The organism is Roseburia sp., from assembly GCF_041325975.1.
GTDB classification, from domain to species: Bacteria; Bacillota; Clostridia; order Lachnospirales; family Lachnospiraceae; genus Roseburia; species Roseburia rectibacter.
This window is the reverse complement of sequence record NZ_JBGLEJ010000005.1, coordinates 438983-462293: the sequence shown is the minus strand read 5'-3', so window position 1 is coordinate 462293 and position 23311 is coordinate 438983. Positions and strand designations below refer to the sequence as shown.

Genomic DNA, 23311 nt, shown 5'->3' with positions numbered 1-23311 from the left:
CTTTCACAATCTCGATTGCCGTTTTAAGTTCAACAATTTCTTTCTTTTGCACTCCATCCTACAGGCTGTGCAACACAACTTGCCTTATCCAATTCGCTTACAACCGCATCCACATTGTAAGCGGTCTGAATTTCGTCGACTTTTTCTATCAACGTACCCATTTTCCAAAAGCTATTTATAACATCCTTTTCCTTCTCAAATGTATCAGAAATCATCTTCTTTACATCGTCCGCATCAATCAGTCTCATCGTTCGCCCTCCTGTTCCTCCATGCCGAAATACCCAATTTCTTCCTCCATGATGTCGTTCAGTTCCCCGAGGTCGTCCAGATGTGGGTTTTCCTCTGCGATTGTCCGCATTTCTTCATCCAAACACCCCATTTCTATAAATACTTTAATGTTCTTCGCCAATCTTTTTACTTCGCTCATTCTTCATCACTCCAATCTAATTTCTGACCACAGCCACTGCAATACAACCCGACATTATACTTGTTTCTTAAATCTCCCTTCTCGTAACAAACAGGACAATAATAGTGATGCATTCCTCTATTGTATCCTTTCTTTATCTCTTCTCTTATTCCTTTCTTTGCCGTCTGCTTCTCCATCGCCGCCCAGCATTCTTCCACTGTTCCGATCGTGCGGTACTGTTTTAACTCTTCCAAGGCCTTGATGATCGTATTTCCAATATCCGACCCCGGAAGGATTCCCAACATATCATTTTTTCTTTTTGAGCTTTTTAAATATTCAAGTACTTCATTCTCTGTCATTCCTACACCTCCAACAGCTCCGGGTTGTCAAAAATGTTTCCAATAACTTCTACACATTTTCTTTCTTCTGCATAAAATCCTAAGTTGCAGTAGCAAGCCCCGCTTTCCTTATGGCTTGCATAACTGTAATCCAATGTCCAGTCCCCATTGCAAGATTTTACAATCTCTGGATACTGTTCTTTTCTATTGCAAATATCATTCTCCCAAATCAGCTTGCCGTTCTTGTCCTTAAGTCCAGTGCACTGGCAGATGGTATTCTCTAAAATGATTACATCATGGGGTATCCCAGTGAGTACATTCCATTCAACCCATTCTCCATTATCAATCCGCTTTCCACGGGATAAAAATCTATTCTCCATCGCGTTCCACCTTTCTTCCTTTACAAACTCCTCTGTGTTCATGCACGGAGAAAGAAATACTTCCGGTCTGCTTCATGTAAGTTAATTTTTCTCCGGTCAACTCGCATTTGTGTTTACGTTCGTTCAAATACTGACATCTTCCATCACAATACATCGCTTTCCCCCCTCCATTTCTTTCAGCTTGGCTTCGGCTTGCTCTCTATTTGCAAGTCTTTCCGCAATCTCTTCCAGGGCTTTGTATCTTCCATCTTTCGCAAGCTGGGTGATGGTAATTCCCTCATCATCCGGTAAATCTGCTGGATGAAATAAAACTTCTCCATTCTCTGCCACATATGTTAATCTCTCCATGCTATCCCTCACTTTCTGCCTTAAGCCATTGTTCCACATCTGTAACAGAACACATTGCTACGCCGCCCTCAATGGTCTTTACGCTACCCTGCTCATATGTTTCGATTGAGCAAAGGAAATCTAAAAGTTCTTCATCCGTCATGCTCCGGATCCGGTCTGCATTGGTCTGTTTATTTGTCACTGTGTATCCATCAGGATGTATTCCATCTTTCATATCATTCCTCGCTTTCTCGGTACGGCTCCGGCAGTGGAATCCATGCATTCACATATAAATCATAAGCCGTATAGTTTTTCTCATCGTCCCCAGGATAAAAAGCTCCGTTCCCATCCTTATCAACCTCATATCTGCCAATATCCGGTAAAGTAAAATTCTCGAATGAAATCAGGATGTATTTATCATCCTCCGGCGGTCTCTCTGTTACCGGAATCCACCCACCCGTCTTTTCTTCCTCTGCCAAAATCCTGTTTACCTCTTCGCTTTCTGCCAGCTTGGCATACATCCAACTAGATACAATTTCTCCGCTCCATGACGTTGCGCCGTTCGCCCAAGTGTACACCATTCCGTTTTCATATTTTGCAAAATATCTCTTTTTCCATTCTGACCCAGCAGCATCTTTTCGATCTGTTACCAACACTGGTGCATCGACCGGAACTTTACTCCAATCAACTGACAGTTCGACCGGTTCAACATATTCGCTGTTCGCCCATTCTCTCGTCTTTCTTTCACAATCTCTTATTGTGCCGCCATTAAAATTACACTCGTTGCACTGTGTTTTTCTGCAATTTTCCAGCTTTCCATTAACGACGGCAATGTTCCCCCCATTGCACGCGATTTCAATAATCTCTTTTGCATATTTTTCTCTATTCAGCATCTTTCTTCTCCTTCCCGTACTGCAACTGATACGGTACTTCCTTAAAATCTCTCAATGCATCCGGGTTTGGATGCTTTGGTATTCTCGTTCGCTTGTCCGTCAGCGATTTAATGGCTCTATTACGTTCTTTGGTGTCTCTGTGCACTTTATATCTCCCCCTGTCTCTTTTGATCTCTCTTCGGACACCAGCGCGGGGCGTTCTTAATCAGTCTGCATATCTCTCTTTCTTCCCTACGGCAGTAACATAACGCTTTCATATCCTCGTCAACTCGTTTCATCATTCCCCGGCTTTCGCATTTGCTACACTCTGGTGCTACCTCGTACCCATCATTATCTGTGGCATTCCGCAAATCGTTTGTATTAATGTAATAAACAAATCCACCATACTCACAGCCACCATTAAAAGCCGGATAGATAATCTCACGGAAAATCTCTTTAACCGTCATTCCCTTATCCAATGCTTTTATAATCTCATCCCGGTACGGCGAATACATGCTTTGTCCTTTTCTCTTACCCATTGTTCCGTCCTTTCATCACTTTTTCTATCATCTCTTCCTTGTGCCGCTCTGCGATATGATCCCGCACCGACTCCTCCGGGAATGCGATCTGGTACGTCCGTTCTTTGATCCGGTTCGTGACGCGGTCATCATACTGCAATGTTTCCAGTGATTCATTGCTTGTAAAAATCGTCACTTTCCGGTTTATGTAACGCTCGTTGATGATCTGATACAGTTTGTCGTTGATCCAGTCTGCCGGACATTCCACACCAAAATCGTCAATAATCAACACATCTGCGGTACTAAGTGCATCCAGCAAGCGGCTCTCGCTGTATTCTGCATCCTTTCGCCATGTATTCTTGATCTCCTGCAAAATGGTCAGCGATACCGCAAACTTGACTGCGTAACTTTTCATGAGTTCATTGGCGATACCAGCAGCAATCCGGGTTTTCCCGCTGCCTTTCGTCCGAGACCAGATAAAAAGTCCCATGCCCTGCTCCTTTTGCTTCTCAAAATCATCCAGATAGGTTTTTATAATCTTACAGGCATCTGACACTTTCTTTTTGCTGTCTGGGTTCCGGTACACATCCATCCGAAACGTCTTTAAATCCATTCCCCGGAATGCCTCCGGTATATCCGCAAACCGTAACCGCCTTGACATCACCGCACGCTCACGGCATTTACATGGTACTGCCCGCTCAATACCGTCCTTTTTTACCAGTATCCATTCATCCCCATTGCAGAGCGGACACACATCAGAATCCCTGGAACTCTCCGGTGTCTCCGCGTTCCTGCATGAGTTCGTTGAGTGATTTCTCATGCGTTCCAGTATTTCTTCCAGTTGATCCATGGTCCTCTCCTTTCAGGTATTGCATAAATAAATTTTCGCGAAGCCAGTTCTCCGGCTTTTTGATATATCGCTCTGCTGTTTTCTCCCGCCTGCATGTATCTGCATAATTCTGTGCTGCCAGTACCAGATCATCTTCCGGTACACCAGCCAGTACTGCATTGCAGTATTCTGTTTCAACAAGATAGCCAGTACACTGTTTCGGATAGGCTGCGGAAAATTCCTCGAACTGTTCCACGGGGGATATAGGGGGTGTGTTTCTTCCCTTCTTTCCTTCTTTCTTTTCTTCTATTGTTGGCGTTAGAATGTCGTTAGATTGTCGCTTGCTTGTCTCTTGTCTGTCGTTTTGTTTGTCACTTGTCTGATACAAATCGTACTTAACAACTGTAAATACAGTAAATTTGTTTGTCGTTTTGCTTGTCACTTCGCCTGTCTTTTTCAAATGTGAAATTGCAGTCCGAATTTCCCGCTCTGTAAGTCCTGTTTCACTCGACAGCTTTCCAATGGATGAGACAAACGATCCTCGTGGAACCGTTGTCCCTTTAAAATTTCCATCCTTCCAGTTGGCTTTCAATAGCATATGTATAAACAGCCGGGTCGTATTGATATCTGTATACCATTCCCAATCTAAAAGTCCACGACTCAGTTTTATGTAGTTGCCATCCAACAGATCACCCCGTTTCCAAGTCCGTTATTGTCACTTCTGTTCGTGGATGCCATTTGTCAACATCTACATAGCTGCCATCCGTAGAAACGATGATCTTGTAATTATCATCTGCCAGTACCTTGTAGTGCACTAAAATGTCATGCAAAGCCTCATGCAGGTTTGTGAGATCGACTTTTCGGTTGTTTGGCATGTAATACACAGCTTTTACATTTACTTTGCGATCGATGGTAGTTATATGCGGCATATACGGCTTGCACTGCTTTTCATATTTCATATACGCTGCTGACTGTATTATTTTAGGGCGTCCTGTTTTTGGGTTTTTAATGATCCTCTGACTGTTTTTCTTCGTGATCGGTTTTAAATCAATCGTAAATTTATACTCCATCCGCACCGCCTATTCTGATCTGTGCATTGCAGTCCCTGATCTGTTCCGCGAGATATGCCGGAAGTGTATAACAATCAACAAACTCATGTGCTTCTGCAAGGTCTTTTCTTTTCAATGCCTTATAACTCTTTGTCTTGCCGTCATCGTCATATAATCCAAATTCACGCTTTAACTGGTTATATATATCTGTGTAAACTCTTTTACGAATTGCTGTATCCTTATAGGCTTCTGACTGTTTGCCGCCTAATAACTGCACACCCATACGTTTTACATGGGCTGAGATCTCGTCCGACTCCACACCAAACAGCGGTATATCGTTCTCGATGGAATGTACTTTCTGTTCTACATTCTCAACTTTCTGTTCGAGTTCCATCGTCCCCTGTGCAATCAAAGCAATCTGTTCAAATGCGGTAAGTGGCTTTTTAACTGCCTCTTCCATTTCATGAAAACGATTGATGTATTTCGCTGTGAACTCTGTTCCCTTAACTCCGGTCAACTTATGTGCGATAAATTCACAACCTTTCTTTGTTACCAGATAACATGGTCTGCTCTGGTTATTGGCATCTTTGTACTCACTTTCCTCAAAGAAATCGCCCAGCGCAATTTTGCTCTCGGCAAATTGCTTTGCATATCTTCTGATGTCTCTTAATAATTCTTTATGTTCTTTTCCGACCATCTCGGAAACCTCAACTGAGGTAATTGTTTTCTGTTCTAAATTCAACTTTTTTCTCCTTTCCCTCCGGCACCCATCGGCACCGGAGATCATGGCTCTCAATAATACTGTGATATATTATTCTGCATGAACTGTTTCTTTTGCCTGCCGGCAGGTGTTTCAACCCTACAATACAGATTTCCCAAATATTTCCCGGAACTCTTCTCTTGTTCCGTAATGTTCTTCAAAATATTTCTGTGCCATCTGCTTAAGTTTTAAATCAATGTCCGCCGAATTCCTCCCGGCATACACTCCGTTTGGATGCAGATCAGGTCGAAGTGGAATGACAAAACCATATTTCTCACTATTCTTCCTATTAGGATTTCCACCGAATATATGATGTCTCTCTACCGGTGCAGATCCGGTAAAATAACAATGGTCCATATCATCCGTGAATACACTCCATAATCGTTTCATATGCCCCACCGCTCTTTCATCTCTGCAATTTCAGCAGGTGTATCCGTTTCGATCCCGAGTTCTTTTGCATCTGCCACCGTTCCATCAATCAAAACAGACATTTCTTTCGTGTCATATGTATGACTACCACGATAAATTTTATAAAATGTAGCTTTTTCTTCATATTTAACAGGAATTGCATGTATACTTTCCTGTTCCCACATAAAATCTTCCGGAGCATTCGTTTTATAAACCATGATGCTGCCATCCGGTAATAACTGTGGCTGCCCGTATTTACAGATCAACACGTTTTTAGCTTTTGCCTTGGATATAGTCAGTGCATCCGCAATCTTTCCAACAAGAGCATGAAAATAAGCATTTGCATCCAGTGATCGTCGCTGCGTGTATTTAACAGCTTTAATTTTCAGTTTGTCATAACTTTTTAACTTGTCATACTCTGCTTTTACAATGTCATTCTCATTGACTTCGAACGTAATCCGAAACCGGTTCGTATCGAAATCAAGAGAAGCCCCAACTGCTTTTCCGGTAAGTTCCATCAGGCATCAGCCTCTTTCTTTTTCTTATACCAGGTCTCAACCTGTTCAATCAGTTTGTTTGCCAGTTCCGTAGAAATGTCAGATGTACTGGAAAAATTGTACATTTTCTTAAGCTGGTTCATGATATCTACCGCTTTTGCGTTCTCACACATTTCAGCGTAGGCATCCACAAATTCATTGATTTTATGTAACTGCTCTGCCGTTGCCGGTGTGAACTGCATCGCCTGTTCTTTGTACGGGTCTTTCTCCGTAGATGGATCCGGTGTCTCTCCATCAGGATCTTTCATTTCTTCTGTAGGAATACAAAATACCTGGAAACATGCGTATTTAAAAGCGATTGCCATAGCTTTATTTGTTGCTTTGTCTCCAGAGTCCATACCCTCTCCAACCGTGATTGCTTCAATAGAAGAGCCGTCCTCTGCATAAAAGGTATATTTGATTTTACAGATAGAGTAGATCAGCGTGCCGCCTTTATTGGTAACTCTCTCTTGTCTCTGCTGCTCCAGCACCTCTGGAACAATAAACACATGATTTTTTACCAGCGCCGGATTAATTGCATTCATAACAGCATCAATACCACGGTACTTAAACCCCTGCTGCTTGTTCACAGCATCCTTGCTAACTGCACCGATCTCTTCCATACAGCGGGATATGGCTTCGTAAATGTTCATTTTCTTTGCTGTCTCTGCCATTACTCCTGTTCTCCCTCCTCGTTATATTCCAAAGCTTTCTTCTGCAAATTCTCAAGCAACTTTGGAATATTCATCCTTTTAATAGTGTCGACAGCAAGCTGATCTTTCAGATTCTGTTCTAAAGTCTTAATAACTGTATCTTCTGCATCTTTTTGAGCTTTCTTGACCATTTCACTAACCTGTGTAGATAATGTCTTGTTAAGGTACTCATAAATACATTTCTCTGAGATGGAATATTTTTTATCTGAATCATATCTCGCAACGGAAAAGTTACTATCATAAATTCTCCTTGTCAGATATTCTTCATATCGCTGCCCTACAAATTCACTGATTGGTACAAAATTAACCTCATTGCTCCATGAAGATTCTTTTACCGGTATCTTAATCTTTTCGATCTGGTTCTCTGTAACAGCCGCCACAAAATCATCCACTTTTTCCTCAATGACCTTCACTGCTTCTTCTAATTTCTTGGCAATTTCTACATCAAGCTTATTTGCAACATTATCCATGGACTTTCTCAAAAGTTCATTCTTGACACCGCGAATAACCTGATCTTTGATTTCCTCATCAATGGTATATTCTTCATCATTTAACCAGTCTAACTCTACCTCTATATTAAATTTTGCCATCTCTTTTCCCTTCCCCTCTTATCTGGTTCGTTTAAAGTCAACATCGTTTTCTCTCATAAACGCTTCTAGCTGTACAATTTGAAACGGATCTGCAACAATCTCATATACAACCGTGTTGGTTACCGGCTTCGGTTCTATAAATTTCTCTTCCTTTACAGTCTCCTGCGCAATCAGCTCTTCCTGTACTGGTGTATCTGCCTTCTGCTCGCCCTCTGCTGCCTTGCGAACTTCATCTTCGGTTTTTCTTTTTTCTTCCTCTGCCGCCTTACGCGCTTCCTCTTCCTGTCTGCGCAGAATCTCTTCTTTCTGCTTCTGATACTGGTTCATGATTCCTATAGCATCCGACAATTCCAATGTAGCCTTATACTTTGCCAATCCCTTATCTTCAAACTCTGATTCCATTGTTCGGATAGTGGCAAGATCTTTTTCTACATGTTCCACATGCGCTGCAATGGCTTCTGCGATAGCTTTTTGTGTGGTTGTGGTATTCTCCCATCTACTGTCATAAATACGATCCAGTGGCAGATACTCCATCACGGCATCATGCTCCGTAATGATTCCGGTATAGATTTTACAAATCAATGATTTCTTAGTTTCTACACGCTTGCGCTCAAATTCCTCGATCTGCCCGCTGATAAAATTAATCGGTTCATCAATCAACTTGTCCAGTTCCTTAACCTGTGCTTCAAAATTTGTATACGGCACCATAAAAGTTTTCTTGATCTCAATTCTTCTATCGTTCATCGCCTTTTTCAGCTTACGCAGACTTGCCACTGTCTTTTTTGCTTCCGGCTGAGATTCAGCAGTAAACACCATTCCTTTATACTCCTCTAATCCTGCCGCAAGGACTGCCTTAATCTCCTCAAAATTTGTCTCAATACTTCCATTTTTCTGCTCTACTAATAAGTTAATTTCCTGCATTCTCTATCTCCTCTTCTTCTCTGATAATTTCCTCGCACTCATACATGGCAGCTATCCTTTTATTATGGCGGTGTATGCGTGCTTGTTCTACTTCGTACTCATCCCAGTCTGGTTCATCTGGTGCGATTTCATTCATGATCTTCCACCGCATCTTTCCTAAAATACTTTTTCATTTCGTCAGCAATGGCATATGTATAAATTTTGAAGTCCATATGCATAAATGATAAAAATTTCAACTTGGTGATCTCATTCTTCTCAAAAGGTGCTGCATCTCCAATAAGTATTTGTTCTTCAAAATGCTTCGCATAAGCCATGAAATCATCTGTTGATGCAATATGGATTAAATCATCCATTGGTTCAATGATTATACCCAGATTGTTTTTCATCTTAGCAAGCTGCTTTTGCGTCTCAATAACCTTTTCCAAGGCTACCGCTTTCGTCTCAATACTTGCATCCACTTATAAATTCCTCCATTTCCATCTGCGCCCAATCCGTTGCCCGGACCATCCGCTCCATCTGTTTTTCGCGCTTCTGCCGTTCTGTCTCCCCGGTTATGCAGTCATCACAGATACCGTTCTGACCTTCCCCAGGATCCATGGAACATCCGCAACGTCTACATTGTTTCTCATACATTGACACAACCTCAATTCCAGTGTTACAATAAACGCAGAAATACTAGGTATTTCCACGATTGAAATAGCACCTGTACTCGCCAAAGTTATCAGGGTGCTATTTTTTTGTCCTCGATCAGCTCCATATCTCCGTCCAGCTTGTCCGCCTGCCGAAAATAAAGCAACTCGATCTGCATCTCTCTTCTGCACTCCAACAGAACTCTCAACCCGTATCCAGCTCCGGCGATAAATCCACCAAGGATACAGACTACTCCGGCGTAGTACATGTACGCTCCGTCACTGTCGAGACAGCACATGGCAAGCATTGATATAATCCCGCCGGTTGCCATGATGATTTTAGATAAACGTCTCACACTTCCTCCTTCCTCCTTCCTGCTTGTCCATCAAGCCACACCTCATGTGGCGGTTTTCATTTGCTTTTCCTTATGAGCTCTCTCCTGTGCCAGCAGCAACTCCACAGCCGCATCATTTAAACGCTGATGCCTTGCTTTTTCCTCTTCCGGCGTCAGGATCGGGATCAGATTGATGTTCGTACCGTTCGGGAACTCCTGAATCACTCTGCGATATTCCATATATGTACCTCCTCTTCTTTAGTTAATGCTGTATGGGTTGTCTTTGTTACATTTCATTTTTAGTTTGTTCTGTATTTCATTTGTGGTACAATCTCCTTACAGGACGTTGCCGCGTCCGAGTACATAAGAAAGGAGAATATCAACCATGAACATGATTCCTGTTGTTTCATCAAATCTCTACGCAGTTGGCTATGACGGAAACACCTTACGCATTCAGTTCCATTCCGGTGGAATATATGACTATTCGGGTGTTCCAGAGTCCGTATATAACGGACTTATGAACGCTGCGTCCAAGGGAAGTTACCACGCTGCTCATATTAAAAATGTTTATCCATACAGAAAAATTCGTTAATCTGTTATGATAAGCACAAGGGCAGGACCATTTACTTTCAGTTCCTTATCTTCATAAGGTTCTGCCCTATGAGTAGCAACACCTTCACGGGTCTTTAATTCATTGACAAGTTCACGGGTTTTAAATTCACTTAATGTCTTCGCTTCCATTCTTCTCACTCTCCCTTCTGTTGTTTTATTGAACTGATGTTGTGGTATCCTCTACTTCGCCAGGGTGGTTTTTCTAGAGTTCTCAAATGCAATTAAATCTTCCTCAGAAACTCTGTATTCTTTTCCAATTTTAATTGCTCCGAGTTTCTGCTGGCGAATCCACTCCCATACAGTGACGACCTTGACTTTGTATCTCTCCGCGACTTCGCCACAGGTGTACATTTTCGACAAAAATATCCCTCCTTTTTGTATGTTATTTATACTTGTGTTTAGCTCGGTTTAGTGATATATTTAGTTTGTCAGAACGAATTATATCATTATTGCGAATTATCTCGTTTTATTTTGAATTAGTTCGTATAACCGAGCTATGTACATACTATACCTCGTTATACCGAACTTGTCAATACTTTTATTTCGTTTTTCCGAGATAATTTTAGAAAGGGAAAAGTATGTACGAAATTTTTGAGAAATTATGTAAGGAGAGAGGAATAACGCCTTATCGTTTTTGTAAAGACACTGGCATTAATTCCTCTACGATCAGCACCTGGAAAAATAAAGGCTCTGAATGTTCTCCAAAAACTGCAAAAGCAGTCTGTGAATATTTTGATATTTCAATGGATTTCTTGATGAATGGAGAAAATACTTCGGCTAAATCAGGGTTGCAATTAAATCAAAAAGACGAACGCGACATCGCTAAACGTCTCGAAAACACACTTAATGCATTAGAAGATTCTCAGGAATCCCTTATGTTTTCTGGCGAACCTTTAGACGATGAAACCAGAGAACTTTTAAAAGCGAGCTTGGAGAACAGTTTGAAAATAGCTAAGATAAATGCGAAACAGAAATTTACACCAAAAAAATATCGCACAGATAATGAATAGGATGTGATCTATTGGATATTCAAAATGTAATATCGCGCCTAATAAAAAAATATAAAACCAATGATCCTTTTGAAATAGCAGATATGCTTAATATTTCAATTTTTTATGAGGAACTTGGAACAATTAATGGTTACTACAATAAGCCATTAAGAATGAAACAAATACACATCAATGATGCTTTGAGCGAAAACATGAAAAAGTTTACATGCGCCCATGAGTTAGGGCATGCCCTTCTCCATCCAGATGTATCTACTCCGTTTTTGCGATCGCAAACTTTACTTTCTGTAAATAAAATGGAGATAGAAGCTAATACATTTGCTGTAAAACTATTAATTCCAGATGATATTATTAGGGAAAATAGAGATTTGACCACTCAACAACTTTCTCGTCTAGTCGGATATGAAAAAGCTTTGATAGAGTTGAGGCTAAAATCTTATACACTACAATAGTGACTTAAGGAGATACGGCAATGTTTTTTAACAAGATATTAGATTCATTAAAGTTAGAAAATTTATCTAATAAAAACTCAGATGATTCAAAAGCAACTCCGCATATTAATAAGCCTATTATTGAAGTACCAAAAATGAAACATGAGCACATTGCAGGGAAAGCTATAAAAGAAAATGAAATAGAGCCTACATGCACAAATAAGGGTTCTTACGATGAAGTAATCTATTGTACTGACAATGTATGTCAAAAAGAATTAAGCCGAAATACAGTCACCGTACCGGCACTCGGTCATATTGCTGAAGAACCTGTCATTGAAAACCGAGTAGAACCGCAAAAAAGTAAACCTGGCAGTTACGAAAAAGTTGTGTATTGCAAACGATGTAATAAAGAGCTTAATCGAAAAAAAATCATGATCCCTGCTTTGCCTAAAACACCTATTGAAAATTTAAAGGAAAAATTAAATATAGACATAAATAATGACATATCTGATTTTTCTATAAATGGTAGAGATACTTATTTTATAGATGCCGCAAAACTTATTGTTGAGAACGAAAAAGGCACAATAGGTATGTTACAACGTAACTTTAAACTTGGCTTTAATCGGGCAGCGAGAATTATGGATCAGCTTGAAGAGGCAGGCATAGTCGGTCCTGAGGAAGGTACAAAACCGCGCTGCGTTCTCATGACTTTAGAACAACTGGAAGAATATGAACAACATTTAGATGAGGCTCCAGTCCCAAAACCTCCCAATATTAATAATGCCAATAATACTTTATCGGAGGAAGGTGCTCTCCTGATGCATTTAAACATCCTTGCTGATTTTTCAAATGACGGTACACACCTGTCAAACATAGATCATGCTATAATATATAATTGCACCGAAAAAGAACAACATAGAATCATAAATCATTTACTTACTTATAATTCATCAAAAACTATTCAATTAATTGTATTTGATGAAGATACTTTTTCATATGCAAATTATAACTCGTTATCACAAATGTTGACGCCTGTTGTATCGGATTCTTTTGAAATATCGACCATTATAAAATCTTTAAAAGATGAAACAACATATAGATTACATGAATTTGCAAAATTTCAATCAAAAGATTTGGTTTCCTATAATTCAAAGGCAACCGACACTTTACCAACTGTAATTTTCATTATATCAGAACTTTATTTAGCAAAAACATATTTTGAAGATAGCAATGACGTAATTCAACTATTGCTCAATGCAAAAAAAGCCGGCATTTACTTATTAATGTTCTCACAATTCGATATTAAGCGTTTTTCCTTAGGCGTAATGCAGGATTTAATTAAAATATACAATCCACAGCAGGCGTATCACATGGTATGCCCGGCTCAAACTGATGAATCGCCTACAACCAAACCGAAATCAATAAGCGCAATCGATAATATGTCTGGACGGCAATTTGAAGATTATTGTGCCGATCTACTTTTAAAAAACGGGTTCTTCAATATAAGAATTACACAAGGAAGTGGTGATCATGGTACTGATATTTTAGCAGAAAAAGATGATATATCTTATGCAATTCAATGTAAATGCTATTCTTCTAATATTGGAAATACCGCAGTTCAACAAGCACATAGTGGTAAAGGGTTTTATCATAAAGATATTGCCGTTGTGCTTACTAACCAATATTTCACAACTCAGGCAAAAGAAGAAGCTGACACATTAGGTGTGAAACTTTGGGACAGGAGTAAATTAGAAGAGTTTATAAGGAAATCATCGACCATTTAACATCATTGCTCGGCTATTACAAGTATGTTAGAATCAATATGATACTACAAAAATATAAGGAGACTATGTTATGAAGAAAAAAATTGTTACTATTTTACTTATTTCATCTTTGGCACTAACCGCATGTGGAAGCAACAATCAGGTTCAATCATCTTCTGCCCCATCAACTCAAACAGCAGAAGAAGCCGACACTCAGGGCACAGAAAATGATATTTCCGAATTAAATGCAATAGGCGATATTGACGTAGACAAAAATTTATTCGATGTCACAATAACGGTTCCTGCTGATCTCGTCGGAGATACTACCCAAGAGGAATTAGATGCCAAAGCTGCAGATAGTGATATTCATTCAATTACCCTTAACGATGACGGAAGTGCAACTTATGTGATGTCAAAATCACAGCACAAAAAAATGATGCAGGAACTTGCGGATAATATCAATTCTACACTATCAGACATGGTTGGATCAGAGGATTATCCAAACTTCACAGATATAAAAGCAAATTCAGATTTTACCAACTTTACTGTTACTACCACATCCACAGAATTGGATTTAACAGACTCTATATCAATCATGGGATTTTATATGTATGGCGGTATGTATGCTATTTTTAACGGATCTGATGTTGGCAACATCCATGTTGATTTCGTCAATGCAGATTCCGGAGAAATCATTAACTCCGCAGACTCATCTGATATGGCGACTGACAATACCGAAAATCAGTAAATAAAAACCGCTCCACCATTAAGCGGAGCGGCAATGCAATTGCTCTGAATGAACAATAGCCCTAAGCAAGCATATTGTATCATTCGGAGCAGCCAAACGCAAGCGGAACACCTGTTCCCCGCTGGCTGTTATTTTTATACCCTTTTTTACATACATTTTCACAAAGGAGTGATACCTTATGCCAAACACCGAATCATTCACTGTAAATGAAATCTTAGTCTATCTCCGCAAGTCCCGGTCCGACAGCCCGGATATGTCCGTGGAGGAAGTTCTCCGCAAACACGAGGAGATGATCCAGCAATATGCCTCCACGCACTTCCACTCTCCGATCCCGGAGAAAAACATCTTCCGCGAGGTCGTCTCCGGCGAGACGATCGATTCCAGACCACAGATGAAAAATCTGCTGAAAATGATCGAGTCCGAGCAGTTCAAGGCAGTCCTTGTTGTGGAGCCACAGCGTTTGTCCCGCGGTGATCTTGAGGACTGCGGCAGGCTGATCAATATTCTCCGCTATACAAATACAACGGTTCTCACTCTCACGCACTCTTTCAACCTGCAGGAAGAATATGAGCGTAAGTTTTTTGAGATGGAGATCACCAGGGGCAATGACTACCTGGAATACACCAAGCGTATCTTAAAGCGCGGGCGTGAGGCTTCTGTTTCCAAAGGGAATTATATCGGCTCTGTGGACCCATACGGCTATAAGAAAACCGTCATAAAGAAAGACGGTGTCACCTGCCACACGTTGGAGATCATTCCGGAAGAAGCCGATACGGTAAAACTGATCCATGAACTTTACGCTTACACACCGGAGGGCATCGGCTTTACGAACATTGCGCACAAGCTGGACGCCATGCATATTAAGCCGAAGAAAGCAGCTCACTGGACACCGGCGATCATCAGCTCCATCCTGTGCAACCCGCTTTATCTTGGCATGGTCCGGTGGAACAACCGGAAGGTTGTAAAATACATTAACGAGGGACAGTTGGCAAAAGCGCGCCCGCAAAACTCTGAGGCGAAATACTATAAAGGGCTGCATGAGCCGATCATCACCCAGGAATTGTATGATGCCTGCATGGCGAGACGCGGGACCAATCCGAGCCTGCGCAGGAACAAAGAGCTCTGCAATCCGTTTGCCGGTCTGCTCTACTGTGGCACTTGCGGTCATGCCATGTCCCTTAAAATCTACAAAAATCACAATTCCGTCTCTCAAATGATGCTCTGCAACCATCAGGCTTACTGTCATACCAAATCCGTGCTCTATTCTGCCTTTTTAAGGCGTTTTATCTCTTCCATGGAAGATACTCTGAATGACTTTGAATTGGCGCAGAAATCGGATGACGGCAGGACGCAGGCGATCAGTAAAACGATCGTGATCAATCTGGAAAACAAACTGAAAAAACTGAATGAAAAAGACGCCCGGCAAAAAGATGCTTACGAGGACGGGATCTATTCCAAAGAAGAGTTTTTAAAGCGGAATGTCAGGACACAGCAGGATATCGCATCCACGATCATTGCATTAGAGGACGCCAGGGCAAAAAAAGCCGACATTATTGATTACGAGGAAAAGATAAGACGTTTTAAGGACTGTCTCCATGCCCTGAATGATCCGGAGCTGTCGGCAGCCGAGAAGAACCGGTTCTTAAAATCCTGTGTTGACAAAATTTTATATTATAATAATATGGAATCAAAAGCGGGGATCGGGCGATACATAGAGAATGTTTTTTCTCTGGAAATCCAATATAAATAGCCATATCCAACGTATCTGTACCTATGAATTAGCCCACCTTGAAATGATTGCTGCTATCGTCCGGCAGCTTACCAGAGGTTTAAGTGCGGAAGAACTTGAATCCGCTGGTTTTGCTCCTTACTATGTTGACCACACTGCCGGAATCTGGCCGCAGGCGGCAGGTGGTATCCCGTTTAATGCATGTGAATTTCAAAGCAAAGGGGATGCGATCACTGATCTGTTTGAAGATATGGCTGCAGAACAGAAAGCCCGTACTACCTACGATAACATTTTACGTCTCGTAAAAGACCCGGAAGTCTGTGAACCGATCCGTTTTCTGCGCCAGCGGGAAATTGTCCACTTCCAGCGTTTTGGTGAGGGACTACGTCTTGTTTTGGAAGAACTCGACAGCAAAAACTTTTATATGTGCAATCCGGAATTTGATCCGGGATGTGGAAAATAACAGAGCAAATTGACAAAAAACTGCGTGCAGCACGTCTTATACAGACATGTTGCACGCAGTTCTAAACCTACATTGTCTCCATCAACCGGTCAATCGCATTGATGATCTCATCAATCTGAGGTTTCATATTTCCGGCTTTTACAGAAAGTTTTAACGCTTCCTCCCTTTGGTTTTTCATTTCTGTGACATTATACTCAATCCTGTCTCTTAATTTCTGTCTGCGCAGAATCAGTCCATGCTTAACTTCTACCATTTCCTTTGGATCGATCAGCGCAGCTGCCTGTGTGATCCACACCTGTGCATCATATAGCTGATACTGGTTTAAGGCACGTACCAGTCTGCTGTTAAAATATTCAAGATCTTCATTTGTGCGCTGATATTTTTCACGTTCGCGCACTGCATCCATATAATACTGCCACAGCTGATTCAATTCCGAAGCTCTTCTTACATGATATTTCTCACAGGCATAATCAATCGCATTTGTGATATTGACATACTTAAACTTCACCTTATTAAGTAACAGAATTGCCTTGTTTGCACTTCGTTCCGCTAATTTTATTTCAGAATCATTGTGCAGCATCTTCAGATAATCTGCACAAACTGCCACTGCCATAACAAAAATCAGTATCATCCATGCATAATATGTATCAACCTTAAATCCAAACTGTAACGTGATAAGTGTTACTGCCACTGCTGCCACGACCGCAAGAATGATATATAATAAATTTTTTAAACTTTTCTGCTGATGCATCAGATATTCACGGTGTAACAGCCACCTTGATTTTTCTCTTTCAAGGTATTTCATATCTTTTTTTATAGTATCCTGATAAAGTTCATTCGAGCTGAGACGCTTGATTGCTTCCGGCATGGTTTTCTCTTCCTGCTCAAGCTGCGCAAACTGCGCATCAGTCAGTTTTTTTTCTGAATTCAGGAACGAATTTCTCGCGCTGTTTAACTGCACAACATTCTGTGCCACATCTGCAATTTTTTTCTTTTCAGGCTCCGGAAGATCCTCTAATTTCTGAATGTCGTTAAGATAAGATGTGACTGTGCGATACTCTGACTTTTCCTCCTCGATTTCCTGTGTGATATCGATCATCTGTTCTAATCGCTCTACAACATATTGTTCCACCTGTTTCGGATTTTTTATGTTGTTTTCCGTCAGCACAGTCTGGTTTAAATCATCCATTTTTTCTTCAAAACTACGTTTTTTCCATCTGTTAAAAAATTTCATTTATACCATACAATCCTTCCTGTACTGTTTTTTCCATTCCTCAAGCTGCATCTCCCATACCTTTTCATCCCCGGCATCCCACTCATCAAGCATTGTTTCAAACTGACATATCGCATCACTTCTGCTGCATCTGCTCAATTCATCTGCAATTTCTTTTGCTTTCTCAGATGTTATTTTAAAATATTCCACCCTGCGTCCAAACGCCCGCTCATCATGATTGCAACGGCATGCCATCAGACACTCCCGCAAAGATTCTTCATCGTTGTTTTTTTCGTACGCCCTTGCATAGCAGTCAGCTGCCTGTTCAAATAAAAACTGCCTTGCATATGCTGTGCCAAGATTATGCCACACGGCACCAACCATCTGGGGCTTTTCATTCTCTTCCGACTGCAAGAGCTTTCTGTACTCCGTAATACTGTTTATGTATTTTTGATTTTCAAGATAACGGTCAGCTTTGATTTTTCCGCATTCAAATGCCGATTTATGCTCCATATCCTGAAGTGTATTTCTGATCTGCTTTTGTTCCTCTGGTGTGCAATAACCACACGCAGACATCAGGCAGCCGGTAAATTCTGATAAAATCCCCCCTCCATCCTTAATATGTCTAAGGTTCTCTGCCACCTCCGGCAGCCCCAGCTCATGTTCCACCCAGTCACACAATTCGTCGTCCATGAAATCCGCATCCAAAAGACAGGTATTATTTTTGATATAATAACACAGTTCATCCAACGAATAAACATTTAACGATACATTTTCAATATAATAAGGCATCGCCGCCAACTGCTGGTTACATAAGATCAAATCGCCCATTCGTCTTTCCTGCCTCTCTTTCGTCTATTTCACTGCTCCCAGTGACATCATATATTCCCACGTTTTGTCCGAGCTCTTAAAGATTTCTCCAAACCCCAGATCTTTGATCTTAATCTTTACTTCCATATCAGAAACCGGCTGTGCTTTGATACGGAGACGCGTTGTACGCGGAGGCCGCTTTGGCAGATCCGCAAGTGTAAGTTTTTCAATCTGCGCCTCCTTACTGTTTGGCAGCTGCAGCCAGAAATCGATCTCATTTGATCCATCCAGCAATACCTCACATTCTCCAACTGTCTCATACCAGTTATCCCCTGCATTGATTAGTGTCAAAAGCTCCGTTTTCCCCTGTCTTTGCACTTTTAGGCTGACGTTTACTTTCATCTCGTTATCGCCCATATAGACAAACTGCCAGCTGTTTTCTGTTTTCATACACTTTCTTGCCGCTGCATAACACGCTCCCTTGGAATATAGGTTTTTCCCCATAAAGACCCGACGGCCTTTACATAAGAAAGAAAGCGACTCTTTCATCCATTCACCATCAAAACCATCTCCAGTCAGATATACCGCTGAAACAATATGTCCCGATACGGCTTCTGTTACAACTTTCAAAAAGCTGGCATCCTTACCCGCTCTGTCTATATTACGCAGTTCCTCACTGATCGTGACAAGCTGTGGCATAGTCCTTTGATCACGTTCAAGTCTTCTGCACCATACTTCGTCTCCACGGTTATCAAACAGACACACATCATGCAGCCATAATTCTTTTTGCTGACTGAAGGCAAAATAATAAAAGCTCTCTCTCCTGTCAATGAGTGTCAGTCTTCCATCGTGTATTCCAATCCGCTCTGCCACACGGATAAAGAGTTCAGTCACCTCCCTTGACAACTGCTCAAGCGTGATAACCAAAAAATCAGGTGTCACGGGATTCCCCAGTTTTCCTGCCAGATATATCAGTTTTTTTATGTAAAGCGCCAGCAGTTCTTCTGCTTTATAAGTTTCTCCCTCCACGAAAAATTCCTGTCCCGAAAGGGCTGCATGAAGCAGTCCGGACACTGCTTCCTCCCCCTGCAAAAGTGCGAGACGCTTCGCCTCTTCACCAACAAACCACTGACCAATTCCATGTTTTTTTGCCAGCATCAAAGGAATCTGGTACACCTCACTGCCTGCTACCGTACTGACCGTCTCCGGTTCTCTCATATTCAATTGGAAGTAACTTATCACAGCATTGTCATTATCAAGATCAATGCCCAGATAATACGGCATTTTTTCCACTTTTCTCCCTCTTACTTATAAAATATGAAATACCTCTTTTGTTACCATCTGCATTCCATAGTATTGTTTCATTTCTCTCTTTTGCGCATCGCGTTCTCCCATCGCATGATGCATCAGCATATCATTTAACATCTCATATCGTCCATGACTTTCTTCATCCGGTACATTTCTGCAATTTAAACATGCACTTTCCGTTATCTTCTCCTCTGTCTTTTCCTGCTCTGTCATATAATAAAGTACAGATTCGCCAAAAAACAAAATAAATTCTTTGACAAAAATACCATCATAAACCTCATTTAGCAGCGATTGCTCATAATGCTCCCCATCCAGACTAAAATGAATCATAATCTTTCGTCCCGGATCTGTATGATATTCTACAAATGCTTTATCATACAAATGATATTTCAAACGCAATTTTTTCTCAAACTCCAGAAAAAAATCAAAGTAACGGTTCTGTGATGTGTACTCTTCCAACAACTCATCAGCCGCCCGGTACATTACATCTGATAAGTGTTCTTTCTCCGAAAAATATTTCAGCAGCCCCAGTTTACATGCATCGTTCAGCGGATTACCTTCCTGATAGCGTACAAAAATCTGTTCAAACACATACTCAGGTACCACCATATCCCGCACCAGCCATGCATCTGCAAAATAAGATAAATATGCCATGCAGATCAGTTCCCGTCCCCCGCCTTTTACATAACTTTCATAGATATCTTCCACATCCGCAATATAGTCAGTCGAATAAAGCATCTGACTTAAAATACGCTCCTCAAGATCAAACGTATCTATATCAAACTCGCCGGCTGCTTTCCAGATTTCCGCCATGGTCTTTGTTGCGCCATTATAATATTTGCAGAGATAAATAAGAATTACATCATTATAGATGCCCCTGTAAAATACGTACTCTGCAAATCCAAGCAGAAAATCATCTTCCTCAAAACCTGCTGTATGGATCGCATAACTGCATAAAGAGACACATGCTGCCGTATCCATATGCTCATATCCACATTCTTCTGCCATTCGATACGCTGTTTCATACAAATGTTCTTCTGTCAGATACTGCATCAGCATACGACGCGAAGCTGTTGATAAGAGTTTATGATCCAGACCAGTCAGGCATCCTGCCTCATACTTTCTTTTCCGATAAAATGATATAACCTGTTCTGCAACATCTCTTTTATAGCGGTCACTTACCAACGGTGATTTCAAAACAGCCCACACGCCCGGAAAATCCGGATCATCAACTTCTTCTCCGCCCTTCTGCTGCATGGAATAAAGAATATAAGGCAATTCTTCCTGTGCAAACTCCATACACTTCTTTACACAGCCGTCAATGTCCATCAACGGCTCTTCGTAATAACCAATATCCCCGCAAAAACGATTGCCATAAATATCTTCCATGATCAGGCAGTAATCCTTTGTATGTACGGTAAAATATGCTGCTCCGTTCCGGATCACGGCTTCCTTATTATCTGCATTGTTGCATGCGTATTCATAAACTTCTATCTTTGCGGCACGTGAATCTGTGCAGATCACCTTATGTGTAAAAAGAATTTCAGATGCCCAATGTGCAATATCCGCATTTATGATACCCTGTGCAAACAGCTCATCATAAATCACAGCCAGATTATCATCTACATGACCTGCCTCAAGCTGCTCCATCGCAAAGCGTTCTATGATCGGCAGATACTTCTGATATACATCAGGCTGTATTTTTTTTGCCGCAATAATATTGACAAATAAAACCGCCTTCTGCTGCCAGGACAATCCACTGTCATACTGAAAATACATCTGAATCATCTTCGGTACACGCTCAAGTTTTCTTCCATCCAGTGATAAAAGATATGCTTCATACAGGCTTGTAATACGAATCTCTCGTTCTATTCCAAGCTCATACCAGTGATGATATTTTGCACCAAAGCACTGGCTGCGGATCAGGTATCCCAACACCGTCGTCAACATTTCATCATCTGGTTTTACCTCATAACATGCTTCTAAAATACGGTATAGAAACGGATGATACTCCTTTTTCCCTGCGACAAGACCCGTTACCTGTATTGCAATATCCCTTGTCATAACACCCCATTTTGCGGCCCAGTATAATATGCGTGTTTCAAATGTTCCAAGTTTTGTCAGTAAATAAGGATCCTGCCAGATCAGATAATATGCCTCCAGATAAAAATACGGACTGTTATCATAACGCATCCAGTCCCGGACTGCTTCTAACCTTTCTGCCGGTTTCTGATAATACTCTTCTTTTAAAAATAACAGCACCCAGAACAGCATTGAATCATCCGGATGCATTTTAAAAATCTGCTCCACCTCTATCGTCAGACGATCTACGTAAGACGGCTCCCGTTCCATCAGTGTGCACAGATAAAGATAATATCCCCATTCCGGGCTTGTATGATCCTCACATGTCCGTTTAAAATCATCTAAAATCCAGGATGCCTCCTGTCTCTGGCGATTGATGATCAGTGCCTGTGCTTTCATCAGTCCATATATTTTTTCATCCTTACACAAAGTAGATAAATGGTCTAAAATAACTCCCGACTGGTTCGCCCATACGCCTGTCACGATCCGCTTCAGGCGGTATTCCAGATAAAGCTGCATTAATTTTGCTCTGGATTTCTGGATATCTAAAAAAACAGGTGCATTTTCTGTAGCATTTTCCGGCTTTGATGTGGCACATACATGATAAATTAACGTTTCCTGTCCCGGCACTTCCAGACATATCTTTCCAAAATTCTTTCCGGCATGCATTTTTTCTGCCACAATGTAATATTCTACATCGCAGACGCTCCCCACGAACATCTCATCGGTAACCCTTGGCTTCTTCAGGGCTAAAAAACCTGCATCTGAACTGACTCTGATTTCAAGATAACCGTGCTGGCTTCTGTTTATCTGAAAAGTTTCCAGTCTGTTTTCATGTACCTGATAAAATACAGTATTGCTCTCTTTTAGCAAAACCTCTGTACGCTTCTTTTTATGAATACCGATCAAAAACTCTTCTACCTTTTGACCGGAGGGAGTTCCTTTTGACAATCCCTCATACAAAAGCATTTCTCTTTTTTCACCGGAATGAAATATATTTTTAAATTTTCCAGAATAAAACAGATGAAATGCCTCTTCAAAATCATTTTCTGACAGTCTGGCAAAATCAGATAAATTTTTTATTTTCCCGACAGAAGATTCCGCATACAATTTAGAAACAGACACAACAAAAGAAAGGTTATATTCACCCTGTTCTACTACAATACAGAACTCTCCTTTTTGAATATCACCTTCAACCAGACCATAACTATGAAATTGGTAACGAATCCTTATTTCTTCCCCTTCAAACTGTGGTGTCAGACATTCCATCCTCGGATTGGAAGAATATACGATTCCACGCATCGGCACATGATTTGTGCTTGTGATCACAAAATCCCCCGAAACGTCATTTCCTTCCATTGCAGTAATGTCAATTTTATCCACAGAAATTGAAAGAGATGGCTTTAAGTGTTCGAATTTTCCCCTTGCCAGTTGTTGTATCCGTCTTCGCAAATCGACACCCGCTTTTTCTCTTTTAATTGCTTGCTTTTTCAATGACAATCATTATAATAGATTATAAACCAATTTGGAGGAG

General features: G+C 41.0%; 35 protein-coding genes and 1 pseudogene. 8 read left to right on the top strand and 28 right to left on the bottom strand.

From position 1 onward, the window contains the following. Positions 1-29: 29 nt before the first annotated feature. From ACDD58_RS13490 to ACDD58_RS13385, 22 genes are all read right to left on the bottom strand, one after another. Positions 30-248 (bottom strand): hypothetical protein, encoded by a 219-nt coding sequence (locus tag ACDD58_RS13490; protein ID WP_370777941.1) that lies wholly within the window; start codon positions 246-248, stop codon positions 30-32. Beyond that, positions 245-427 carry a hypothetical protein gene (locus ACDD58_RS13485; RefSeq protein ID WP_370777939.1) on the bottom strand — a complete coding sequence of 61 codons (183 nt, stop codon included), beginning with the start codon at positions 425-427 and terminating at the stop codon, positions 245-247. Before ACDD58_RS13485 ends, ACDD58_RS13490 begins: the two co-directional genes overlap by 4 nt. Next, positions 424-765, bottom strand: a complete 342-nt coding sequence (locus ACDD58_RS13480) for a hypothetical protein (RefSeq protein ID WP_370777937.1) — start codon at positions 763-765, stop codon at positions 424-426. The genes ACDD58_RS13485 and ACDD58_RS13480 overlap by 4 nt, the downstream gene beginning before the upstream one ends. 2 nt (positions 766-767) lie before the next feature. Next, entirely contained in the window at positions 768-1124 is a 357-nt protein-coding gene (locus ACDD58_RS13475) for a YopX family protein (RefSeq protein ID WP_370777935.1), read from the bottom strand. Between the two features lie 123 nt (positions 1125-1247). Then, positions 1248-1472 carry a hypothetical protein gene (locus tag ACDD58_RS13470; protein ID WP_370777934.1) on the bottom strand — a complete coding sequence of 75 codons (225 nt, stop codon included), beginning with the start codon at positions 1470-1472 and terminating at the stop codon, positions 1248-1250. A 1-nt stretch (position 1473) separates the two neighbouring features. Then, entirely contained in the window at positions 1474-1686 is a 213-nt protein-coding gene (locus ACDD58_RS13465; RefSeq protein ID WP_370777932.1) for a hypothetical protein, read from the bottom strand. Between the two features lies 1 nt (position 1687). Next, on the bottom strand, positions 1688-2344 hold the full coding sequence (locus ACDD58_RS13460; protein ID WP_370777931.1) for a hypothetical protein: 657 nt from the start codon (positions 2342-2344) through the stop codon (positions 1688-1690). 146 nt (positions 2345-2490) lie between these two features. Beyond that, a complete protein-coding gene (locus ACDD58_RS13455; RefSeq protein ID WP_370777930.1) occupies positions 2491-2862 on the bottom strand; it encodes a hypothetical protein in 372 nt (123 codons plus the stop codon). Beyond that, positions 2855-3691 (bottom strand): ATP-binding protein, encoded by an 837-nt coding sequence (locus tag ACDD58_RS13450; protein WP_370777928.1) that lies wholly within the window; start codon positions 3689-3691, stop codon positions 2855-2857. The genes ACDD58_RS13455 and ACDD58_RS13450 overlap by 8 nt, the downstream gene beginning before the upstream one ends. Continuing rightward, entirely contained in the window at positions 3597-4355 is a 759-nt protein-coding gene (locus tag ACDD58_RS13445) for a hypothetical protein (RefSeq protein WP_370777925.1), read from the bottom strand. Before ACDD58_RS13445 ends, ACDD58_RS13450 begins: the two co-directional genes overlap by 95 nt. A 4-nt stretch (positions 4356-4359) precedes the next feature. Then, on the bottom strand, positions 4360-4740 hold the full coding sequence (locus ACDD58_RS13440) for a RusA family crossover junction endodeoxyribonuclease (protein WP_370777923.1): 381 nt from the start codon (positions 4738-4740) through the stop codon (positions 4360-4362). Next, a complete protein-coding gene (locus ACDD58_RS13435; protein ID WP_370777922.1) occupies positions 4730-5461 on the bottom strand; it encodes an ORF6C domain-containing protein in 732 nt (243 codons plus the stop codon). Before ACDD58_RS13435 ends, ACDD58_RS13440 begins: the two co-directional genes overlap by 11 nt. A 117-nt stretch (positions 5462-5578) precedes the next feature. Next, the gene (locus ACDD58_RS13430) at positions 5579-5869 is read right to left on the bottom strand and encodes a phosphoenolpyruvate carboxykinase (RefSeq protein WP_370777920.1); all 291 of its coding nucleotides are present in this window, start codon (positions 5867-5869) and stop codon (positions 5579-5581) included. Beyond that, positions 5866-6405, bottom strand: a complete 540-nt coding sequence (locus tag ACDD58_RS13425; RefSeq protein ID WP_370777919.1) for a hypothetical protein — start codon at positions 6403-6405, stop codon at positions 5866-5868. The genes ACDD58_RS13430 and ACDD58_RS13425 overlap by 4 nt, the downstream gene beginning before the upstream one ends. Continuing rightward, positions 6405-7097: an ERF family protein gene (locus ACDD58_RS13420; protein WP_370777918.1), complete on the bottom strand. Its 693-nt coding sequence runs from the start codon at positions 7095-7097 to the stop codon at positions 6405-6407. The genes ACDD58_RS13425 and ACDD58_RS13420 overlap by 1 nt, the downstream gene beginning before the upstream one ends. Then, on the bottom strand, positions 7097-7726 hold the full coding sequence (locus ACDD58_RS13415; protein WP_370777917.1) for a hypothetical protein: 630 nt from the start codon (positions 7724-7726) through the stop codon (positions 7097-7099). Before ACDD58_RS13415 ends, ACDD58_RS13420 begins: the two co-directional genes overlap by 1 nt. Before the next feature lie 18 nt (positions 7727-7744). Further along, positions 7745-8647, bottom strand: a complete 903-nt coding sequence (locus ACDD58_RS13410; RefSeq protein WP_370777916.1) for a DUF1351 domain-containing protein — start codon at positions 8645-8647, stop codon at positions 7745-7747. Beyond that, entirely contained in the window at positions 8634-8783 is a 150-nt protein-coding gene (locus ACDD58_RS13405) for a hypothetical protein (RefSeq protein ID WP_370777915.1), read from the bottom strand. Before ACDD58_RS13405 ends, ACDD58_RS13410 begins: the two co-directional genes overlap by 14 nt. After that, positions 8776-9105: a hypothetical protein gene (locus ACDD58_RS13400; protein ID WP_370777913.1), complete on the bottom strand. Its 330-nt coding sequence runs from the start codon at positions 9103-9105 to the stop codon at positions 8776-8778. Before ACDD58_RS13400 ends, ACDD58_RS13405 begins: the two co-directional genes overlap by 8 nt. Continuing rightward, a complete protein-coding gene (locus ACDD58_RS13395) occupies positions 9089-9280 on the bottom strand; it encodes a hypothetical protein (RefSeq protein ID WP_370777912.1) in 192 nt (63 codons plus the stop codon). The genes ACDD58_RS13400 and ACDD58_RS13395 overlap by 17 nt, the downstream gene beginning before the upstream one ends. A gap of 88 nt (positions 9281-9368) precedes the next feature. Next, positions 9369-9632 carry a lectin-1 gene (locus ACDD58_RS13390; protein WP_370777910.1) on the bottom strand — a complete coding sequence of 88 codons (264 nt, stop codon included), beginning with the start codon at positions 9630-9632 and terminating at the stop codon, positions 9369-9371. Positions 9633-9674: 42 nt separating this feature from the next. Next, positions 9675-9851 (bottom strand): hypothetical protein, encoded by a 177-nt coding sequence (locus tag ACDD58_RS13385; protein ID WP_006857561.1) that lies wholly within the window; start codon positions 9849-9851, stop codon positions 9675-9677. A 145-nt stretch (positions 9852-9996) separates the two neighbouring features. On the opposite strand from ACDD58_RS13385, the gene ACDD58_RS13380 reads away from it, so the two are divergent. Next, positions 9997-10203, top strand: a complete 207-nt coding sequence (locus ACDD58_RS13380; RefSeq protein ID WP_370777908.1) for a KTSC domain-containing protein — start codon at positions 9997-9999, stop codon at positions 10201-10203. Here ACDD58_RS13380 and ACDD58_RS13375 read toward each other — a convergent pair. Together ACDD58_RS13375 and ACDD58_RS13370 are read right to left on the bottom strand one after the other, a co-directional pair. Next, positions 10200-10352 (bottom strand): BC1881 family protein, encoded by a 153-nt coding sequence (locus ACDD58_RS13375; protein ID WP_370777906.1) that lies wholly within the window; start codon positions 10350-10352, stop codon positions 10200-10202. The two genes, ACDD58_RS13380 and ACDD58_RS13375, sit on opposite strands and share 4 nt — an antisense overlap. A 51-nt stretch (positions 10353-10403) precedes the next feature. After that, a complete protein-coding gene (locus tag ACDD58_RS13370) occupies positions 10404-10574 on the bottom strand; it encodes a helix-turn-helix domain-containing protein (RefSeq protein ID WP_370778754.1) in 171 nt (56 codons plus the stop codon). A 227-nt stretch (positions 10575-10801) separates the two neighbouring features. Here ACDD58_RS13370 and ACDD58_RS13365 point away from each other — a divergent pair, with 227 nt between their 5' ends. The 7 genes and pseudogenes from ACDD58_RS13365 to ACDD58_RS13335 all read left to right on the top strand — a co-directional run bounded on the left by ACDD58_RS13365 (position 10802) and on the right by ACDD58_RS13335 (position 16364). Further along, positions 10802-11233, top strand: coding sequence for a helix-turn-helix transcriptional regulator (locus ACDD58_RS13365; protein ID WP_015522343.1), 432 nt, complete (start codon positions 10802-10804; stop codon positions 11231-11233). Positions 11234-11244: 11 nt separating this feature from the next. Beyond that, a complete protein-coding gene (locus tag ACDD58_RS13360) occupies positions 11245-11682 on the top strand; it encodes an ImmA/IrrE family metallo-endopeptidase (protein WP_370777903.1) in 438 nt (145 codons plus the stop codon). Between the two features lie 500 nt (positions 11683-12182). Then, positions 12183-12398: pseudogene (locus tag ACDD58_RS13355) on the top strand (DNA translocase FtsK); the annotation flags it as partial. Between the two features lie 81 nt (positions 12399-12479). Continuing rightward, positions 12480-13445, top strand: a complete 966-nt coding sequence (locus ACDD58_RS13350; protein ID WP_370778753.1) for a restriction endonuclease — start codon at positions 12480-12482, stop codon at positions 13443-13445. Positions 13446-13515: 70 nt separating this feature from the next. Beyond that, complete coding sequence (locus ACDD58_RS13345) at positions 13516-14172, top strand: hypothetical protein (RefSeq protein ID WP_118209716.1); 657 nt, start codon at positions 13516-13518, stop codon at positions 14170-14172. 178 nt (positions 14173-14350) lie between these two features. Continuing rightward, positions 14351-15922 (top strand): recombinase family protein, encoded by a 1572-nt coding sequence (locus ACDD58_RS13340; protein WP_370777901.1) that lies wholly within the window; start codon positions 14351-14353, stop codon positions 15920-15922. Then, positions 15891-16364 (top strand): manganese catalase family protein, encoded by a 474-nt coding sequence (locus tag ACDD58_RS13335; RefSeq protein WP_370777899.1) that lies wholly within the window; start codon positions 15891-15893, stop codon positions 16362-16364. The genes ACDD58_RS13340 and ACDD58_RS13335 overlap by 32 nt, the downstream gene beginning before the upstream one ends. A 67-nt stretch (positions 16365-16431) precedes the next feature. On the opposite strand, the gene ACDD58_RS13330 is transcribed toward ACDD58_RS13335, so the two are convergent. The 4 genes from ACDD58_RS13330 to ACDD58_RS13315 are packed head-to-tail and all read right to left on the bottom strand — an operon-like array spanning position 16432 to position 23229. Further along, positions 16432-17598, bottom strand: coding sequence for a hypothetical protein (locus tag ACDD58_RS13330; protein ID WP_118208945.1), 1167 nt, complete (start codon positions 17596-17598; stop codon positions 16432-16434). Next, positions 17599-18408, bottom strand: a complete 810-nt coding sequence (locus ACDD58_RS13325) for a hypothetical protein (RefSeq protein ID WP_370777897.1) — start codon at positions 18406-18408, stop codon at positions 17599-17601. It lies immediately after the preceding gene. Positions 18409-18432: 24 nt separating this feature from the next. Beyond that, positions 18433-19671 carry a DUF5716 family protein gene (locus ACDD58_RS13320; protein WP_370777895.1) on the bottom strand — a complete coding sequence of 413 codons (1239 nt, stop codon included), beginning with the start codon at positions 19669-19671 and terminating at the stop codon, positions 18433-18435. 24 nt (positions 19672-19695) lie between these two features. After that, the gene (locus ACDD58_RS13315) at positions 19696-23229 is read right to left on the bottom strand and encodes a DUF5717 family protein (protein WP_370777893.1); all 3534 of its coding nucleotides are present in this window, start codon (positions 23227-23229) and stop codon (positions 19696-19698) included. Positions 23230-23311: the final 82 nt, after the last annotated feature.

Bases quoted from the DNA above. Each gene is read 5' to 3' on its own strand.
- ACDD58_RS13385 (WP_006857561.1), bottom strand. From the start codon at position 9,851: ATGGAATATCGCAGAGTGATTCAGGAGTTCCCGAACGGTACGAACATC.
- ACDD58_RS13485 (WP_370777939.1), bottom strand. From the start codon at position 427: ATGAGCGAAGTAAAAAGATTGGCGAAGAACATTAAAGTATTTATAGAA.
- ACDD58_RS13405 (WP_370777915.1), bottom strand. From the start codon at position 8,783: ATGAATGAAATCGCACCAGATGAACCAGACTGGGATGAGTACGAAGTA.
- ACDD58_RS13320 (WP_370777895.1), bottom strand. From the start codon at position 19,671: ATGCCGTATTATCTGGGCATTGATCTTGATAATGACAATGCTGTGATA.
- ACDD58_RS13450 (WP_370777928.1), bottom strand. From the start codon at position 3,691: ATGGATCAACTGGAAGAAATACTGGAACGCATGAGAAATCACTCAACG.
- ACDD58_RS13440 (WP_370777923.1), bottom strand. From the start codon at position 4,740: ATGGAGTATAAATTTACGATTGATTTAAAACCGATCACGAAGAAAAAC.
- ACDD58_RS13335 (WP_370777899.1), top strand. From the start codon at position 15,891: ATGTTTTTTCTCTGGAAATCCAATATAAATAGCCATATCCAACGTATC.
- ACDD58_RS13420 (WP_370777918.1), bottom strand. From the start codon at position 7,097: ATGGCAGAGACAGCAAAGAAAATGAACATTTACGAAGCCATATCCCGC.
- ACDD58_RS13475 (WP_370777935.1), bottom strand. From the start codon at position 1,124: ATGGAGAATAGATTTTTATCCCGTGGAAAGCGGATTGATAATGGAGAA.
- ACDD58_RS13490 (WP_370777941.1), bottom strand. From the start codon at position 248: ATGAGACTGATTGATGCGGACGATGTAAAGAAGATGATTTCTGATACA.
- ACDD58_RS13350 (WP_370778753.1), top strand. From the start codon at position 12,480: ATGCATTTAAACATCCTTGCTGATTTTTCAAATGACGGTACACACCTG.
- ACDD58_RS13465 (WP_370777932.1), bottom strand. From the start codon at position 1,686: ATGAAAGATGGAATACATCCTGATGGATACACAGTGACAAATAAACAG.
- ACDD58_RS13330 (WP_118208945.1), bottom strand. From the start codon at position 17,598: ATGAAATTTTTTAACAGATGGAAAAAACGTAGTTTTGAAGAAAAAATG.
- ACDD58_RS13380 (WP_370777908.1), top strand. From the start codon at position 9,997: ATGAACATGATTCCTGTTGTTTCATCAAATCTCTACGCAGTTGGCTAT.
- ACDD58_RS13365 (WP_015522343.1), top strand. From the start codon at position 10,802: ATGTACGAAATTTTTGAGAAATTATGTAAGGAGAGAGGAATAACGCCT.
- ACDD58_RS13375 (WP_370777906.1), bottom strand. From the start codon at position 10,352: ATGGAAGCGAAGACATTAAGTGAATTTAAAACCCGTGAACTTGTCAAT.
- ACDD58_RS13370 (WP_370778754.1), bottom strand. From the start codon at position 10,574: ATGTACACCTGTGGCGAAGTCGCGGAGAGATACAAAGTCAAGGTCGTC.
- ACDD58_RS13415 (WP_370777917.1), bottom strand. From the start codon at position 7,726: ATGGCAAAATTTAATATAGAGGTAGAGTTAGACTGGTTAAATGATGAA.
- ACDD58_RS13480 (WP_370777937.1), bottom strand. From the start codon at position 765: ATGACAGAGAATGAAGTACTTGAATATTTAAAAAGCTCAAAAAGAAAA.
- ACDD58_RS13395 (WP_370777912.1), bottom strand. From the start codon at position 9,280: ATGTATGAGAAACAATGTAGACGTTGCGGATGTTCCATGGATCCTGGG.
- ACDD58_RS13460 (WP_370777931.1), bottom strand. From the start codon at position 2,344: ATGCTGAATAGAGAAAAATATGCAAAAGAGATTATTGAAATCGCGTGC.
- ACDD58_RS13425 (WP_370777919.1), bottom strand. From the start codon at position 6,405: ATGGAACTTACCGGAAAAGCAGTTGGGGCTTCTCTTGATTTCGATACG.
- ACDD58_RS13455 (WP_370777930.1), bottom strand. From the start codon at position 2,862: ATGGGTAAGAGAAAAGGACAAAGCATGTATTCGCCGTACCGGGATGAG.
- ACDD58_RS13410 (WP_370777916.1), bottom strand. From the start codon at position 8,647: ATGCAGGAAATTAACTTATTAGTAGAGCAGAAAAATGGAAGTATTGAG.
- ACDD58_RS13340 (WP_370777901.1), top strand. From the start codon at position 14,351: ATGCCAAACACCGAATCATTCACTGTAAATGAAATCTTAGTCTATCTC.
- ACDD58_RS13470 (WP_370777934.1), bottom strand. From the start codon at position 1,472: ATGGAGAGATTAACATATGTGGCAGAGAATGGAGAAGTTTTATTTCAT.
- ACDD58_RS13325 (WP_370777897.1), bottom strand. From the start codon at position 18,408: ATGGGCGATTTGATCTTATGTAACCAGCAGTTGGCGGCGATGCCTTAT.
- ACDD58_RS13345 (WP_118209716.1), top strand. From the start codon at position 13,516: ATGAAGAAAAAAATTGTTACTATTTTACTTATTTCATCTTTGGCACTA.
- ACDD58_RS13430 (WP_370777920.1), bottom strand. From the start codon at position 5,869: ATGAAACGATTATGGAGTGTATTCACGGATGATATGGACCATTGTTAT.